The organism is Streptomyces sp. NPDC043812, assembly GCF_056436245.1.
On record NZ_JBWKCY010000014.1, the window covers coordinates 200,637 to 215,725 of the forward strand.

At 71.4% G+C, this 15,089-nt stretch carries 13 protein-coding genes; 4 read left to right on the forward strand and 9 right to left on the reverse strand.

All coding sequences use genetic code 11. The annotated features are described in order from the left end of the window. The first annotated feature begins 464 nt into the window (after positions 1-464). On the forward strand, positions 465-1,142 hold the full coding sequence (locus AC067Z_RS21880) for a M23 family metallopeptidase (protein ID WP_478791233.1): 678 nt from the start codon (positions 465-467) through the stop codon (positions 1,140-1,142). Between the two features lie 20 nt (positions 1,143-1,162). Here the strand turns inward: AC067Z_RS21880 and AC067Z_RS21885 are convergent, their stop codons facing one another. Further along, positions 1,163-1,735 carry a TetR/AcrR family transcriptional regulator gene (locus AC067Z_RS21885; protein WP_478791234.1) on the reverse strand — a complete coding sequence of 191 codons (573 nt, stop codon included), beginning with the start codon at positions 1,733-1,735 and terminating at the stop codon, positions 1,163-1,165. Between the two features lie 111 nt (positions 1,736-1,846). On the opposite strand from AC067Z_RS21885, the gene AC067Z_RS21890 reads away from it, so the two are divergent. Further along, a complete protein-coding gene (locus tag AC067Z_RS21890) occupies positions 1,847-3,466 on the forward strand; it encodes an MDR family MFS transporter (RefSeq protein WP_478791235.1) in 1,620 nt (539 codons plus the stop codon). A 96-nt stretch (positions 3,467-3,562) separates the two neighbouring features. Here the strand turns inward: AC067Z_RS21890 and cseC are convergent, their stop codons facing one another. From cseC to AC067Z_RS21915, 5 genes are all read right to left on the reverse strand, one after another. Further along, a complete protein-coding gene (gene cseC / locus AC067Z_RS21895) occupies positions 3,563-4,879 on the reverse strand; it encodes a two-component system sensor histidine kinase CseC (protein ID WP_478791236.1) in 1,317 nt (438 codons plus the stop codon). A 37-nt stretch (positions 4,880-4,916) separates the two neighbouring features. Then, positions 4,917-5,621, reverse strand: a complete 705-nt coding sequence (gene cseB / locus AC067Z_RS21900; RefSeq protein ID WP_478791237.1) for a two-component system response regulator CseB — start codon at positions 5,619-5,621, stop codon at positions 4,917-4,919. Positions 5,622-5,701: 80 nt separating this feature from the next. Beyond that, a complete protein-coding gene (locus AC067Z_RS21905) occupies positions 5,702-6,370 on the reverse strand; it encodes a hypothetical protein (protein ID WP_478791238.1) in 669 nt (222 codons plus the stop codon). Further along, positions 6,358-6,930, reverse strand: coding sequence for a SigE family RNA polymerase sigma factor (locus tag AC067Z_RS21910; protein ID WP_478791239.1), 573 nt, complete (start codon positions 6,928-6,930; stop codon positions 6,358-6,360). The genes AC067Z_RS21905 and AC067Z_RS21910 overlap by 13 nt, the downstream gene beginning before the upstream one ends. A 169-nt stretch (positions 6,931-7,099) precedes the next feature. After that, complete coding sequence (locus AC067Z_RS21915) at positions 7,100-8,014, reverse strand: HhH-GPD family protein (RefSeq protein WP_478791240.1); 915 nt, start codon at positions 8,012-8,014, stop codon at positions 7,100-7,102. An 832-nt stretch (positions 8,015-8,846) separates the two neighbouring features. Here AC067Z_RS21915 and AC067Z_RS21920 point away from each other — a divergent pair. Further along, positions 8,847-9,659 carry a hypothetical protein gene (locus tag AC067Z_RS21920; RefSeq protein ID WP_478791241.1) on the forward strand — a complete coding sequence of 271 codons (813 nt, stop codon included), beginning with the start codon at positions 8,847-8,849 and terminating at the stop codon, positions 9,657-9,659. Positions 9,660-9,733: 74 nt separating this feature from the next. Here the strand turns inward: AC067Z_RS21920 and disA are convergent, their stop codons facing one another. Together disA and radA are read right to left on the reverse strand one after the other, a co-directional pair. After that, entirely contained in the window at positions 9,734-10,858 is a 1,125-nt protein-coding gene (gene disA / locus AC067Z_RS21925; RefSeq protein WP_478791242.1) for a DNA integrity scanning diadenylate cyclase DisA, read from the reverse strand. 81 nt (positions 10,859-10,939) lie between these two features. Further along, the gene (gene radA, locus AC067Z_RS21930) at positions 10,940-12,334 is read right to left on the reverse strand and encodes a DNA repair protein RadA (RefSeq protein WP_478791243.1); all 1,395 of its coding nucleotides are present in this window, start codon (positions 12,332-12,334) and stop codon (positions 10,940-10,942) included. A 181-nt stretch (positions 12,335-12,515) separates the two neighbouring features. On the opposite strand from radA, the gene AC067Z_RS21935 reads away from it, so the two are divergent. Beyond that, entirely contained in the window at positions 12,516-14,204 is a 1,689-nt protein-coding gene (locus tag AC067Z_RS21935) for a BACON domain-containing protein (protein WP_478791244.1), read from the forward strand. A gap of 46 nt (positions 14,205-14,250) precedes the next feature. Here the strand turns inward: AC067Z_RS21935 and AC067Z_RS21940 are convergent, their stop codons facing one another. Continuing rightward, positions 14,251-15,060: a DUF3109 family protein gene (locus AC067Z_RS21940; RefSeq protein ID WP_478791245.1), complete on the reverse strand. Its 810-nt coding sequence runs from the start codon at positions 15,058-15,060 to the stop codon at positions 14,251-14,253. Between the last annotated feature and the right edge of the window lie 29 nt (positions 15,061-15,089).

A 15,089-nucleotide genomic window follows, 5' to 3' on the forward strand; every position in this document is an offset into this window, starting at 1 on the left:
AAACGCCTGATTACCGGCCTTTTTCGCATCTCGTGACAGCCGTCGTGACGTGGTCTGGGTCACGACTCGGGGGTGCTGGGAGGCCCCTGCCCGTGACAAGGCGCACAGGACGAATCGGACCTACTAGACGGAATAGTGCGGTGGAGGTCCGGTCGGCGGGGCCTTCGGTCCACCGGGGCGGGGGACCTTCGCCCCTCGGGGCGTCCGATGTGGACGCTGCGGGGCGGATGTCGCCCGGGCAGGGCACGGACATGGGATTAAACCGGGCTGAGTGGGTATATGTCGGCCCCTTTTCGGCGACCCGTCGACGGTGTGGCGAGGGCGTCAAGAGTCCGATTCCTGGAGGTTCGGCTACGACCTGATGTCGTAGATGGGGCATTTGGGGTGGCTTGGGGCCCCGGGTTACCAATGTGGAGCCAGCCCGGCGAGCAGCCGGGTCCATTCATGCCCGGAGGTTCTCCCGTATGTCGAAGCGCACCATGATCCACCGTCTCCGCCCGTCCGCGCTCCGTACCCGTGGGGCTGTCGTGGCCGCCGGAATGGGCGCCGTGATGGTCGTCGGAGCCGGTGCGGGTGTCGCCTCCGCAGATGCGGGCAAGGCGGCCCAGCCGGCCACCGCGGCCACTGCCGTGGCCGCCCAGGCCGACGCGCAGGCCAAGGTCGCCGCGAAGGCGAAGGCCAAGGCCGCCAAGAAGACCGTGAAGAAGGCCGCCAAGAAGTCCCCGGCGTGGGTCAAGCCGGTCGCCAAGTACACGCTGAGCGCCAGCTTCGCCCAGGGTGGCGCCATGTGGTCGCACAAGCACTCCGGCCAGGACTTCGCCGTGCCGGTCGGCACCCCGGTCAAGGCCGCCGGCTCCGGCACCGTCGTCAAGGCCGGCCCCAACGGCGGCGGCGACGGTCCCGCGTACGGCAACGCCATCGTGGTCAAGCACGCCAACGGCAAGTACTCGCAGTACGCGCACCTGTCGAAGGTCAACGTCAACGTCGGCTCGACCGTGAAGGCCGGCCAGACGATCGCGAAGTCCGGCAACACCGGCAACTCGTCCGGCCCGCACCTGCACTTCGAGATCCGCACCACCCCGAACTACGGCTCCGCGCTGAACCCGATGTCGTTCCTGCGCTCCGCCGGCGTCACTCTCTGACGCACCCCTGAGCCGACGGCTCAGGCGTGATGCGCCTGGGTGATCAGATCGAGGGCGACCTCGAGGACAGCAGCACGCTTCTCCTCGGGGTCGCCCTCGAGGTCTCTCAGCGCGTACATCGCCGCGTGCAGCGTGAACAGTGCCGAGACGCAGCGGACCTGGTCGATCATCTCCGCGTCGGGGTCCCTGAAGAGTGCGAGCATCGCGATCATGCGGTCCTTGAAGGACTCCCCGATACTCAGCTCCCGCATCGTCGCCTGGTTCTCCTGCATGAAGCGGAACAGCGGGGCTGCCTGCGTCAGCGCATCGTTGTAGCGCCGCAGCACTTCCTTCTTGGTCTCCAGGGTGCGCGGCTGTTCCTGCGCCCAGGCGATCAGCTCGTCCATCGGCCTCGTCAGGTCCTGGAAGAGGCTGATCAGGATGTCTTCCTTGGTCTTGAAGTGGTAGTACAGCGCGGCCTTGGTGACGTCGAGGGTCTCGGCGATCTCGCGCAGCGAGGTCTTCTCGTATCCCTGCTCGGCGAACAGCTCCAGGGCCACGTCCTGGATGCGCTGGCGGGTGTTGCTCCGGCGCGGCTGCCGTGTGCTGCCCATGCTGCTGTCTCCGCTCGAAAAACTTACTTGACGCCCGGCTAGTTTCGGGTCTACCGTCCCCCAGTGTAGTAACTAGCCGGGCGGCAAGTAAGTGTCAGGGGAGCGGGAGCGATGGCGGACACGAAAGAACAGGCGGTCCCACCGGCCGCGGCGGACGCGGGGAGCGGCGAGCGGCCGGAGCGCAGCGTGCGCGTCGTGATGTTCGCGCTGATGATCACCATGCTGCTGGCCATGCTCGACAACATGATCGTGGGCACCGCGATGCCCACCATCGTCGGCGAGCTCGGCGGGCTGGAACATCTGTCCTGGGTGGTGACCGCGTACACCCTGGCGACGGCCGCGTCGACCCCGATCTGGGGCAAGCTCGGCGACCTCTACGGCCGCAAGGGCGTCTTCCTCCTCTCCATCGTGATCTTCCTGATCGGCTCCGTGCTCAGCGGCATGGCCCAGGACATGGGGCAGCTGATCGGTTTCCGCGCGATACAGGGCCTAGGGGCCGGCGGACTCATGGTCGGCGTGATGGCGATCATCGGCGACCTCGTGCCGCCACGTGAGCGCGGCAGGTACCAGGGCATGATGGCGGGCGTCATGGCGGTCGCCATGATCGGCGGACCGCTGGTCGGCGGCACCATCACCGACCACCTCGGCTGGCGCTGGAGCTTCTACATAAATCTGCCGCTCGGCGCGGTCGCCCTCGCCATGGTCACCGCCGTGCTCCACCTGCCGAAGAAGGAACGCAGCTCGGCCCGGATCGACTACCTGGGTGCCGCCCTGCTCACGGTCGGCATCACCGCGATCGTGCTGGTCACCACCTGGGGCGGTACGGAGTACGCCTGGGACTCGACTGTGATCATGGAGCTGGCCGCGATCGGTGTCGCCTCGCTCGTCGGCTTCCTGTTCGTCGAGGCCAGGGCCGTCGAGCCGATCATGCCGCTGCACATCTTCCGCAGTCGCAACTTCAGCCTGATGTCCGTGATCGGCTTCTTCACCGGCTTCGTGATGTTCGGCGCGGTGCTCTTCCTGCCGCTGTTCCAGCAGTCCGTCCAGGGCGCCTCGGCGACCAATTCCGGACTGCTCCTCCTGCCGCTGCTGCTGTCCATGCTCGCCGTCTCGATGGTGGCCGGCCGCGTCACCACGAACACCGGGAAGTACCGCATCTTCCCCATCGTCGGCGGCGCCCTGATGGTGGCCGGACTGTTCCTGCTGGCCACCATGGACACCGCCACCTCGCGGCTGACCGCCGGCATCCACATGGCCGTCCTCGGCGCGGGCATGGGCTTCCTGATGCAGATCACCATGCTCGTCGCCCAGAACAGCGTGGAGATGAAGGACATGGGTGTCGCGTCGTCCGCGACCACCCTCTTCCGCACCCTCGGCAGTTCCTTCGGCGTCGCCATCATGGGAGCGCTTTTCACCAGCCGCGTGCAGGACGAGATGGCCGCCCGCGACGGTGCACAGGCCACCGCGGGCTCCGCCCAGCTGGACGCGGCCAGCCTCGCGAAGCTGCCGGACCCGGTGCGGGAGGCGTACGAGTTCGCCGTCGCTTCCGGCACGCACGCCGCGTTCCTGGTCGCCGGCTCCGTCGCGGTGATCGGACTGCTGGCCGCCTTCTTCGTCAAGGAGGTGCCGCTGCGGGGCGCGGGACCGGCCACCGCGACGGACAAGGGCACTCCCGCAGACCCGGCCGAGACCGGCTCCCAGGACAAGGACAGGCTCGCCGAGCGGGTCTGATCGACAGCGGGTACGGACCGATGGCCCGGCGCAGGCTGCCGGGCCATCGGCATGCCCGCCGCGGCCGTACCCTCCTGGCCGTCAGTACTTCAGCCGTCAGTCCTTCAGCGGAAGCATCGGGAAGCTGCCCGTGCTCGTCGGCGCGTGCTCGGGGAGCCAGAGAACCGCGATCGCCCCGCCGGACGACCCGAGCGGTGTCGCACCCCCCGGCGCGGCATTGCGGAATGTGAGCCTCGCCCCCAGCACCCGGGCCTGCCCCGCGGCGATCGTCAGCCCCAGACCGTGACCCGTCCCGGCCCGGTCGCTCGCGCCCGTGCGGAAGCGGCTCGGCCCCTCGCGCAGCAGCGCCTCAGGGAAACCGGACCCGTGGTCCCGAACGCGCACCACACGGCCCTCGACGGTGACTTCGATCGGGCCCTTGCCGTACTTCATCGCGTTGGTGAGCAGGTTCCCCAGGATGCGTTCCAGCCGCCGGGGGTCGGTGCTGACCCACGACTCGTGGACGACATGGATCTGCGCGTCGGGGTGCAGCGAGGCGACACGGCGCCCGACGAACTCCCCGAGCTGGATCTCCTGCAGCTCGGCCCGCTCCGACGCGCTGTCCAGCCTCGCGACCTCCAGCACGTCCTCGACCAGCGTGCGCATGGCCTGCGCCCGGTCCCGCACCAGCTCGGTGGGGCGCCCCGGCGGCAGCAGCTCCGCAGCCGTGAGCAGACCGGTCACCGGGGTCCGCAATTCGTGCGCGATGTCCGCCGTGACCCTGCGCTCGGCCTCGATGCGGGACTGCAGCGCGTCGGTCAGTGCGTCGATCGCGCGAGCCAGATCGTCGGTCTCGTCGCGTACGACTCCGCCGATGGAGTCCCGGACCCTGGCCTCCGTGTTGCCCTGCGCCACATTGCGCGCGGCGGCGGCTGCCTTGCGCAGGCGGCGCGAGAGCTGGCCGCCGATGAGCACGCCGAGCGCGGAGCCGAACAGCACGACCGACACGGACCCGATGATCAGGGCCCGGTCGAGGTCCTTCATCACGGTGGCGCTGCGGCCGGCGAACTCGGTGTGCAACGAGAGCACGTCGCCGTTGGCGAGCGGGACGGCGGCCCAGATCTCGGGCGTCTCGCCCCGGTCGTCGACGTAGGAGCCCCGCCGGTCCTCCCGCATCAGCTTCTGCAGCTCGTCGGGGAGGGCCGGGTCGTTGATCTTGCTGTTGAAGCGGGGGTCACGGTTCTTGGAGGTCTCGTACCAGCGCTGGGCGAGCAGAATCCGGTCCATCTGGACGTCGCGGGCGTTGTCGAGCATCGAGACGCGGGCTGCGTTGTGGACGACGAGGCTCAGCGCCATGGCGATGAGCGCGCCGACGGCGGCGATCGCGATGCTGATCTTCCACCGCACGCCGGTGCGAAGGGCGGGGCGCCTCATGCGGTGGGGTCCCATTCCGCTCTCATACCGTGTGCGCTCACGCCTTGAGCTTGTAGCCGAAGCCGCGGACTGTTTCGATCCGGTCCTGGCCGATCTTCGTGCGCAGCCGCTGCACGTGGACGTCCACGACGCGGGTGTCGCCACCCCAGCCGTAGTCCCAGACCCGCTCCAGCAGCTTGTCGCGCGAGAGAACCGTGCCCGGTGCCGCCGAGAACTCCAGCAGCAGCCGCATCTCGGTGGGAGTCAGGCCCACCGGTTTGCCGCTCCTGCGCACCTCCATGCCGTCGGTGTCGATCTCCAGGTCGCCGAAGACCAGCTCGCCACCCTGGTCGTCCTGCCCGGCCGCGGCCGACTCGCGTGCCGGGCCCCCCGCGTGGCCGAACCGGCGCAGCACGGCGCGGATACGGGCGACGAGCACCGCCCCGTCGAAGGGCTTGGTCACGTAGTCGTCGGCGCCGGCCTCCAGGCCGAGCACCACGTCGATCGAGTCCGCACGCGCCGAGAGCATGATCACTGGCACGGTCGACTCGTCGCGGATCCGGCGGCACAGGCTCACGCCGTCGAGGCCGGGGACCATCACGTCCAGCAGCGCGATGTCCGGGCGGTCGGCGCGGAACGCCTCCAGGCCCTGGAGGCCGTCGGGCATGGCCGTGACCGTGAAGCCGTCGCGTTCCAGCGCCAGCTGGGTCGCTTCACGGATGACATCGTCGTCCTCGACGAACAGAACATGGGTCTCGGCCATCCCTCGGCTCTCAGCCTCTCGTTCTCGGTCGTACTTGCACGGTCGGGTCGGGTGTCGGTCGGTCGGTGGGTGTCGGTCGGTCAGTTGTCGGTGGGGGAGGGGGCCTCGGAGGCGACGACCTCCCCTTCGCCGACCGACCGGCTGTACTCGTTGCGCACCCAGAACTGCTGGGTGAACTTCCCGGCCGACCAGCGGTAGGTGGTGACTTCCTCGCCGGACGGCTCGGCCACCGGATCGCCCTTGGCGTACACCTGCTTGGTGACCACCAGGTCGCCCCGGTCGATCGCCGAGTACACCGCGGGCTCCTCGACGGCGAAGACGTTCTCGTACTTCTTGCCGTTCTCCCGGTACACATACGTGCCCATGCCGACGGCATCACCACAGGTCATGACGTTCACCACGACGTCGGGCGTCGTGCTGCCGGTGAGGATCCCGTACGAGGTGTCCACCGGGTACGAGTCGCGGGCGCACGGCCGCAGATCGGCCTTGACCCGGTCGCTGACCTTCGGGTCGTTCTTGATCAGCTGCACCGCGTCGACGGCCTTCGTGAACTGTCCGCCGCTCCCGGACGGGGCCGGCGAAGGGGTGGCCTTCGCCGCGGTGTCCGCCGGCGCCGCCCCCTCGTCCTGCAACCCGGAGCCCCCGGTGGAGCAGCCGACGGCGAACACGGCGAAGGCGACCAGCCCGGCCGTCGCCGTGCTGCCCGCCGCCAGTGCCCTGCTGCCGTTTCTGCCTGTCAGGCCGCGCACCGCTCCTGCTCCCGTTCGCCGTGCCGGTGGGGTCGCCGCGCTTCGTCGCGCTCCAGAGCGCGGGCGTCCAGGTCCCGCGACTCCAGCTCCTGGCGGAGCCGCGCGAGCGCCCGGTGCAGCGTGCTCTTCACGGTACCCGCCGACATACCCAGCGCGGCGGCGGTCTCCTCGGTGCTCATCTGCTCCCAGTGCCGCAGCACGACGACGCTGCGCTGCTTGGGCGCCAGCACCTTGAGGACGTCCATCAGCAGGGCACGGTCCGCGCGCTGCTCGCTGCCGTCGTCGACGCTCGCGTCGGGCAGCTGCTCGGTGGGGACCTCTTCGAGCTTGCGGGCACGCCACCACTCGGTGCGCGTATTGATCATCACGCGGCGAAGGTACGCGTCCGCGAGCGACTTGTCCGCGATTCCGTCCCAGCGGCCGTAGGTGCGCACCAGAGCGGTCTGCAGGAGGTCCTGGGCATCGACAGGATCGGGGACGAGACGGCGCGCGCTGCGCAGTAGCGCCTCCTGCCGAGTGCGTACGTACTCCTCGAATTCGAGCACCTCGCCGTGCGCCATTCCAACCGCCTCCGTCCCCGTGAAACCCCGTGTGTTCTTGCGTCACAAGAAATTACGGAGGTGTTGTCACGGCGCTGTGCGGAGCAGCCGTCGGACGGCGCACGGCCATCCATCGGTTGTGTAACAGCGAATGTTTCAGGTGGGGTGGAACGTGGGTAAGGGGGGCGATTCAGCCGAGAGGGAGGCGGTACAGCCCGCCCTCCAGCGGCTCGACGAGCCCGTCGGCGACCAACCCGTCCAGGGCACGGGCCCGCTGCACCGGCTCGTGCCAGACACCGTCCAGCACCGACTGCGGCACCGGCGCCGATGCCTCCCGCAGTACGGCCAGCAGCCTGCCCCGCACCTGACGGTCCGTGCCGGCGTACGTCTGGGCGCGGCGAGCCGGGCCCTCGTGAGCCGGCTTGCCCGCCAGCCGCCAGGTGCACTGCTCGGCGATCGGACAGCGGCCGCAGTCCTCGTTCCTGGCCGTGCACACCAGGGCGCCGAGCTCCATGGACGCCGCGGCCCAGCGGGCCGCGGTCTCGTCCTCCTCGGGCAGAAGGGCGCGGGCGAGCCTGCGCTCGGCGGCCGTGGTCGCGTTCGGCGGGTACTGGACACCGGTCGCCGCGCGGGCGAACACCCGCCGCACGTTCGTGTCCAGGACGGCGTGCCGCTGTCCGTACGCGAAGGAGGCCACGGCCGCCGCCGTGTACTCGCCGATGCCCGGCAGCGCCAGCAGCTGCGCATGGCCGCTCGGCACCTCGCCGCCGTGCCGCTCCGCTATCGCCTGCGCGGCGCCGTGCAGGCGCAGCGCACGGCGCGGGTAGCCGAGCCGGCCCCAGGCACGTACGGCCTCGCCCGGGGCCTCGGTCGCGAGGTCGGCGGGGCGCGGCCAGCGGGCCATCCACTGTTCGTACACGGGCAGGACCCGGGAGACGGGTGTCTGCTGCAGCATGAACTCGCTGACCATCACGCCCCATGCCCCGGCCTCGGGACGACGCCAGGGCAGATCACGGGCGTGCTGGTCGAACCAGGCGATGACGGGCCTGTGCAGGGCGGCGGGGTCGACGGTGTCGGGCGTCTGGGAATTGTGAGTGACAGTCATGGCACTGACGATCCTGGCACGTCCCGGCGGACGGGTGCTGCATACGCCCGGCCCGGGGCGTATGCACCACCCGTCCGCCGGGACGTGCGGCCTCTCGGCCGTCTCTCGGCCGCGGCCCGGACCGGCGGTCCGGACCGGCGAATCGGACCGGCGGCCAGGCGGCGCGCCCCCTGGGGGCGCAGCCCGCAGCCCGCAGCCCGCGGCGCCTGGCCGCCGGCACGTCGGGTCGACGGTCCCGGTCCCGTCGGTCCCGCGGGCACGTCGGGTCGACGGTGTGCACTCCGGCGAAGACCGGGAGCACGCAGTCAGGACCGGTCTCGGCACCGCCGTAGGCACTGCCGTCGGCGCGGCCGGCAGGACGACGCGGGTCCACGGGACCGGGCGCTCGCCGGCGATGACCACGCGGGCCCTCCGATGCCGAAGGTGCGGTCGACGTCCGTTGCCGCGGCCCGTGGACCTCCGCTTCCGGTCCCTCGCCGGACGACGGCGAGCGGTGTGCCGCGGCACAACAGCCCAGTCTCGGCCCGGAGTTCGGTGAGATGCCGCGCCCAGGAGGGTGTGCGATGGGTGGACTCCATTGATGCCGCGGTGAGATCGCGCGTAATGTCGCCATGGTTACGTTCCGTATCAACTCCGTCGAATCGGTCACCCTGTGCGACGGCCCGAGTCGTCCTCGATGAAATCGGCGGACGGGAAGGGCCGTTGATGGAGCCTCCCGGTGGCGTTCCTTCGGCTTTGCCCGGTTCAGCCCGGGATGATGATCGGCAGAGATTCGCGCTCAGGGCGGCGGGTGGGGCGGGAGTTGGCCGGGTTCTCTCGTAGAGTTCGCTCCGTGGGATCTCTGCGCAATCCGATCGGGCCGCTTCCCTCCTCCATCTACTGGCGACGGAGGGCAGTAGCGGCGTCGCTGGTCGCGCTGCTCGCGGTACTGATCGCCTGGGCCGTCACGTCCGGCGGCGGCGAGGGGAACCAGGGCAGCACGGACGGCAAGGGCGAGGGCCCGGCCCCCTCCATCACGCCCGGACCGGATCAGTCCGGCCCGGCGATCAGCCAACAGCCGGGCGGGCGCGACGAGTCGGACGGCGGCGCGGACGGTGGCGGGGGCGAGGACTCCGGCGGCACCGGTGGCGCGGCGGACGGCGGCGCGGACGGTGGCGGCGGCGAAGGCGACGGCGCGTCCGCGGGTGGTGTCGGCGGCAGCACGGGCGGCGTTCCCGGCCGGCCTGTCCCGGCCGGATCCAGCCTCCCGAACTGCGCCCCCGGTGCACTGAAGTTGACGTTGCGCACCACCAAGGTGTCCTACGCGCCGGACGAGAAGCCCTCGTTCCAGCTCGTTGTCTCCAACTCGTCGGCCACGGCGTGCAAGGCGGACTTCGGCCCCAAGGCGGCGGTCTTCACCGTCACCGACAGCGAGGACGAGGACGTCTGGTCCTCCAAGGACTGTCCGCGTACGGCCCCGGCGCGGCTGCTGCAGGTCCCCGCGAAGGGCACGATCACGCACACCGTGGACTGGGACCGCGGGCGCAGCGTGCCGCAGTGTGCGACGCCGCCCGCGGGGGACGCGGGACCCGGCACGTACCTGGTCGAGGCGTCCTTCCCGGGTGGGAAGGTGCTGCCGGCGTCGTTCCGGCTGGAGAAGGACTGACGGCAGGGCATACGCGTGGGGGGGGCTTCACGACCTGATCGTGAAGCCCCCCACGCGTTTACGTGCGGCTGCGGTCAGACGTACCGCTCGAGGATCGACGACTCCGCGAGCCGCGACAGGCCCTCGCGCACGCTGCGCGCCCGCGCCTCGCCGACACCGTCCACGGCCTGCAGGTCGTCGACACTGGCGGCGAGCAGCTTCTGGAGCCCGCCGAAGTGCTCGACGAGCCGCTCGATGATCGCGCCCGGCAGCCGGGGCACCTTGGCCAGCAGGCGGTAACCCCGGGGCGAGACGGCGGAGTCCAGCGTCTCGGGGGAGCCGCTGTAGCCCAGCGCCCTTGCCACGATGGGCAGTTCGAGGAGCTCGGTGTGGGTGAGGGCGTTCAGCTCGGCCAGCGCCTCGTCCACGGTCCGCGAGCGCTTGGCTGTCGGCTCCGGCACGTAGTCGCGGACGACCAGCTCGCGCTCCGGCTCCACGCCCGCGATCAGCTCGTCGAGCTGGAGCGCCAGGAGGCGCCCGTCGGTGCCCAGCTCCACCACGTACTCGGCGATCTCGGTGGCGATACGGCGCACCATCTCCAGGCGCTGCGCCACGGCCGTGACGTCGCGGACCGTGACCAGGTCCTCGATCTCCAGGGCCGAGAGCGTGCCGGCGACCTCGTCGAGACGCAGCTTGTACCGCTCCAGGGTGGCCAGCGCCTGGTTGGCGCGGGACAGGATCGCCGCCGACTCCTCCAGGACGCGCCGCTCGCCGTCCACGTACAGCGCGATCAGCCGCATCGACTGGGACACGGACACCACGGGGAAACCGCACTGGCGCGAGACCCGGTCGGCGGTGCGGTGCCGGGTGCCGGTCTCCTCCGTCGGGATGGACGCGTCGGGGACCAGCTGCACCCCCGCCCGGTGGATCTTGGAAATGTCCTTGTCCAGGATGAGCGCGCCGTCGAGCTTGCACAGCTCGCGCAGGCGGGTCGCGGCGAACTCGACGTCGAGAACGAAGCCGCCGGTGCACATCGACTCGACGGTCTTGTCCATGCCGAGGACGAGCAGTCCTCCGGTGTTTCCCCGGAGGATGCGCTCCAGTCCGTCGCGCAGGGCTGTGCCCGGGGCGACCGCGCTCAGGGCGGCACGGATCAGCGCTTCGTTGCCCGTGCTTCCGCCGGATTTTCCGGGTGCTGATGCCCCGTCCTTGGCTGCCACTGCACTCCTCCGGCTCGTACGGGTGGGCGAGACCAGGGCAAAGTCTACCGGCGGGCCTCGTCGTCCCGTGGGGCGTACGACCTACGAGCCCTCCGGGACCTTTCCACGGCCCCGCGGAAGCACCCGAAGCGCGTCCCCCATGTCGGCCACTTCCGTGACCCGCATGCCCGCCGGGATCTTGCCCGGGTCGGACGGGACGAGGGCATGGGTGAAGCCCAGACGGTGTGCCTCGGCCAGTCTGCGCTGGACGCCCGTGACCCGCCTGACCTCGCCCGCGAGGCCCACCTCGCCGATCGCGACGAGATTCTTCGGCAACGGTGTGTCGCTCGCCGCCGAGGCCAGCGCCAGCGCGATCGCGAGGTCGGCGGCCGGTTCGGAGAGCTTCACCCCGCCGACCGTCGCGCTGTAGATGTCGCGCTTGCCGAGCGCGGTGATCCTGCCGCGCTGCTCGAGGACCGCCAGCATCATCGACACCCGCGACGTCTCCAGGCCCGAGGTGGTGCGCCGGGGCGAGGGGATCTGGGAGTCGACGGTGAGCGCCTGCACCTCGGCGACGAGCGGGCGGCGGCCTTCGAGGGTGACCGTGAGGCAGGTGCCGGGGACCGCCTCGGCGCGGCGGGTGAGGAACAGCCCCGAGGGGTCGGCGAGGCCCGTGATGCCCTCGTCGTGGAGCTCGAAACAGCCGACCTCGTCGGTCGCGCCGTATCTGTTCTTCACGCCGCGGACCAGACGCAGGCGGGCGTGCCGGTCGCCCTCGAAACTGAGCACGACGTCGACGAGGTGCTCCAGCAGCCGGGGCCCGGCGATCGCGCCGTCCTTCGTCACATGGCCGACCAGCAGTGTGGACATGCCGCGCTCCTTGGAGGCGCGGATCAGGGCGCCGGCGACCTCGCGGACCTGGGCCATGCCGCCGGGCGCGCCGTCGATCTCGGGGGATGCCACGGTCTGCACCGAGTCGAGGATCAGCAGGGACGGCTTGACCGCGTCCAGATGGCCGAGCACCGCGGACAGGTCGGTCTCGGCGGCGAGATAGAGGTGGTCGTGCAGCGCCTTGATCCGGTCGGCGCGCAGCCGGACCTGGCTCGCGGACTCCTCACCCGTCACATACAGCGTGCGGTGGTCGTCGCTCGCCGCCTTGGCCGCGACGTCGAGCAGCAGCGTCGACTTGCCGACGCCGGGCTCGCCCGCGAGCAGCACGACGGCGCCGGGCACCAGGCCGCCGCCGAGCACGCGGTCGAGCTCGTCCACGCCGGTGGAGCGGGCGGTCGCCTGCCGGCCGTCCACCTGGCCGATGGGCAGCGCGGCGGTGGAGACCCGGCCGGCGGCCGTGGTGCGGACGGCGGGTGCGCCGTACTCCTCGACCGTGCCCCAGGCCTGGCACTCGGGGCAGCGGCCGAGCCACTTCGCGGTGGTCCAGCCGCATTCGGTGCAGCGGTAGGACGGCCGGTCCTTCGCGGATTTCGTACGGGCAGCCATGCGCAAACCGTAGCCGGGGTCACTGACAGAGCCGCCCGCACGGCGCCCGTCCCGGCAGGCGCTCGCGCCCGGCGCGCGGAATCCGACCCTCTTTCCCCCTTTGAGGGAACGGTTCACCCGTAGGGATTAAAAGTGTTCAAGGGGTGCGAACGGGATGTGGTGCTGCGCCTACGGTCACTGAGTGACGAGCAGCAGGCTGGAACCTCCTACCCACACAACCGGCGCACACCGGGCGCACCGCCGCCCGATGCGTACGCCGGCCGAGCGGCCGCCCGCGCGCTACGAGCCGTACCTCGACGGCCTGTTCACCTACTGCCTCTCCGTGCTGTGCGACCACGACGCGGCAACGGCGGTCCTCGGTGACGTCCTCGCCATCGCCGAACGGCAGCACGGACGATGTCCGTCGGGCGAGGCCGAGAAGAAGGCCTGGATGTACGCCCTCGCCCGCTGGGCCTGTCTGCGGCGGCTGACCGAGCAGCGCCGGAAGCGCCAGGGAGCCCACACCGGCAGACCCGCCGTCTCCGCCGAGGAAAGGGCGGGCCGCATCGCCCCCGAGGCCGCCGAGCGCCGACGGGCCGAACTGGCCCTGCTGGCCTGGCCCGAGGCCGCCGGCACCACCCCGGAGCAGCGCGAGGCGCTCGAACTGGCCGTGCGTCACGGCCTGGGCCCCGCCGCTGTCGCCTCCGTCCTCGGGCTCGGCCACGCCGCCGCGCGCGAGCTGCTGGCCGCCGCCGCGTGCGAGGTCGAGCGCACCCGCGCCGCGCTCGCCGTCGTCGAGACCGGGAACTGCCCGACGGTTGCCCGGCTCACCGGCGACAACCGCGTCCTGCTCTCCGCCGCGCTGCGCCGCGAGCTCGTCCGCCACGTCGACGACTGCCCCCGCTGCCGCCGTGCCGCAGAGTGTGCGGGCGGGCCGTGGCCGGGGTCCGGCGTCTCCCCCGCCGCGCTGCCGCTGGTGGAGGCGCCGCGAGCGGCCGCGTACGTGGCGATGCTGCACGTCCCGCGCGCCCGGTCCGGCGGTCTCCGGTTCGGCCCCGGCGGCTTTCCCCTCGACCCGAAGGACCACGCCGCCCGTCGGGACCGGATGCGGGCCCGTGCCGTGACCACCACGGTCGTGGCCACGGTGGTGGCAGCCCCCGTGCTCGCGCTGTGGGCGGCCTACCGGGGCGCGCCGCTGACCGGCGAGGCGCACCGCGGCCCGTCCGCGAGCGCCGGCGAGGAGACCGCCCAGGGCGACCCGTACGGCCACTACGAGAACGCGGGCAACGCGAGCGCGACGCCGGACCCCCGTTTCACGGCGGGCCGGCATTCGCCCGATGTCGCCGTCGAGGTGATCAGCACGGGCACCCCGGCACCACCCTCCGCTCCCGGGCGGGGGCCCGGCAGGCTCACCGTCGAGGCCCAGCCGGCCGGTGACACGACGCTCGTCACGCTCACGGCGTCCGGCGGCGCGCCGGTCTCATGGTCGCTGTGGACGGACGCGTACTGGCTGCGTCCGACCCGCTCCTCCGGCACGCTGAACCCCGGCGAAACGATCACCCTGTACATCACGGTCGACCGCTCGCTCGAGCCGTCCGGGTACTGGCGGGCGCAGCTCGCCATCGACCCCTCGGGCGCCGTGATCGCGATCCACGGCCGCGGAGCGGCAAGCCCGCCGCCCTCTTCGCACGACCCCGGTCCGACGACTCCGCCGTCGAGCCCTCCGCCTTCCTCGCCGGATCCCTCCGATCCGCCGCCGTCGAGCCCTCCGCCTTCCTCGCCGGACCCGACGGACCCGCCGCCGTCGAGTCCGCCGCCCTCCGACCCTCCACCGTCACAGCCGGGGTCCACACCGCCGTCCGAACCGGCGACGCCCCCGCCGTCGGACTGACGCCGTTCCCGACCCGGCGGAAACGGTCCGCCACCCCGGCCCCGCCTCAGCGGTCCTTCGGGTCCGCCGGGTGCGGGGCCACCAGCGGCAGCGAAGAAGCGAGACGCGCCTCGCACAGCTCCACCAGCACGTCGTACGCCGCCTTGCCCATCAACTCGGTCAGTTCCGGCCGGTACGTCACATACACCGGCTCACCCGCGCCGTGCGCCGATGTCGCCGAGGTGCACCACCAGTGCAGGTCATGGCCGCCCGGGCCCCAGCCCCGGCGGTCGTACTCACCGATCGTCACCTGCAGCACCCGCGAGTCGTCCGGCCGGTCGATCCAGTCGTACGTGCGCCGCACCGGCAGCTGCCAGCACACGTCCGGCTTGGTCTCCAGCGGCTCCTTGCCCTCCCGCAGCGCCAGGATGTGCAGCGAGCAGCCCGCCCCGCCAGGGAAACCGGGACGGTTCTGGAAGATGCACGAACCCTCCCAGCGACGCGTCTGCCGCTCGCCGTCCTCGTCCTCCTGCACCCACCCCGAGTCCGTACCGACGTCGTGGAACTGCCACAGGTCCGGCGTCAGACGCGCGACGTTCTCGGCCACCCGCTTCTCGTCGTCCTCGTCCGAGAAGTGCGCGCCCAGCGTGCAGCAGCCGTCGTCCGCGCGCCCGGCCTGGATCCCCTGGCAGCCGCTGCCGAAGATGCAGGACCAACGTGAGGTGAGCCACGTCAGGTCGCAGCGGAAGACCTGTTCGTCGTCGGCGGGGTCAGGGAACTCCACCCAGGCACGGGCGAAGTCCAGCCCCTTCTCGTCGTGCTTGATCTTCGTCACGGGTTCGGCTTTGCCCGGCTTCGCCTTTTTCGTCTTTGGCACGGCTCCAGCGTATGCGCGCGACCGCAGTA

Excerpts from the sequence above, each read along its gene's own strand:
- AC067Z_RS21890 (WP_478791235.1), top strand. The coding sequence starts at position 1,847 with ATGGCGGACACGAAAGAACAGGCGGTCCCACCGGCCGCGGCGGACGCG.
- AC067Z_RS21885 (WP_478791234.1), bottom strand. The coding sequence starts at position 1,735 with ATGGGCAGCACACGGCAGCCGCGCCGGAGCAACACCCGCCAGCGCATC.
- radA (WP_478791243.1), bottom strand. The coding sequence starts at position 12,334 with ATGGCTGCCCGTACGAAATCCGCGAAGGACCGGCCGTCCTACCGCTGC.
- cseC (WP_478791236.1), bottom strand. The coding sequence starts at position 4,879 with ATGAGGCGCCCCGCCCTTCGCACCGGCGTGCGGTGGAAGATCAGCATC.
- AC067Z_RS21910 (WP_478791239.1), bottom strand. The coding sequence starts at position 6,930 with ATGGCGCACGGCGAGGTGCTCGAATTCGAGGAGTACGTACGCACTCGG.
- AC067Z_RS21880 (WP_478791233.1), top strand. The coding sequence starts at position 465 with ATGTCGAAGCGCACCATGATCCACCGTCTCCGCCCGTCCGCGCTCCGT.
- AC067Z_RS21915 (WP_478791240.1), bottom strand. The coding sequence starts at position 8,014 with ATGACTGTCACTCACAATTCCCAGACGCCCGACACCGTCGACCCCGCC.
- cseB (WP_478791237.1), bottom strand. The coding sequence starts at position 5,621 with ATGGCCGAGACCCATGTTCTGTTCGTCGAGGACGACGATGTCATCCGT.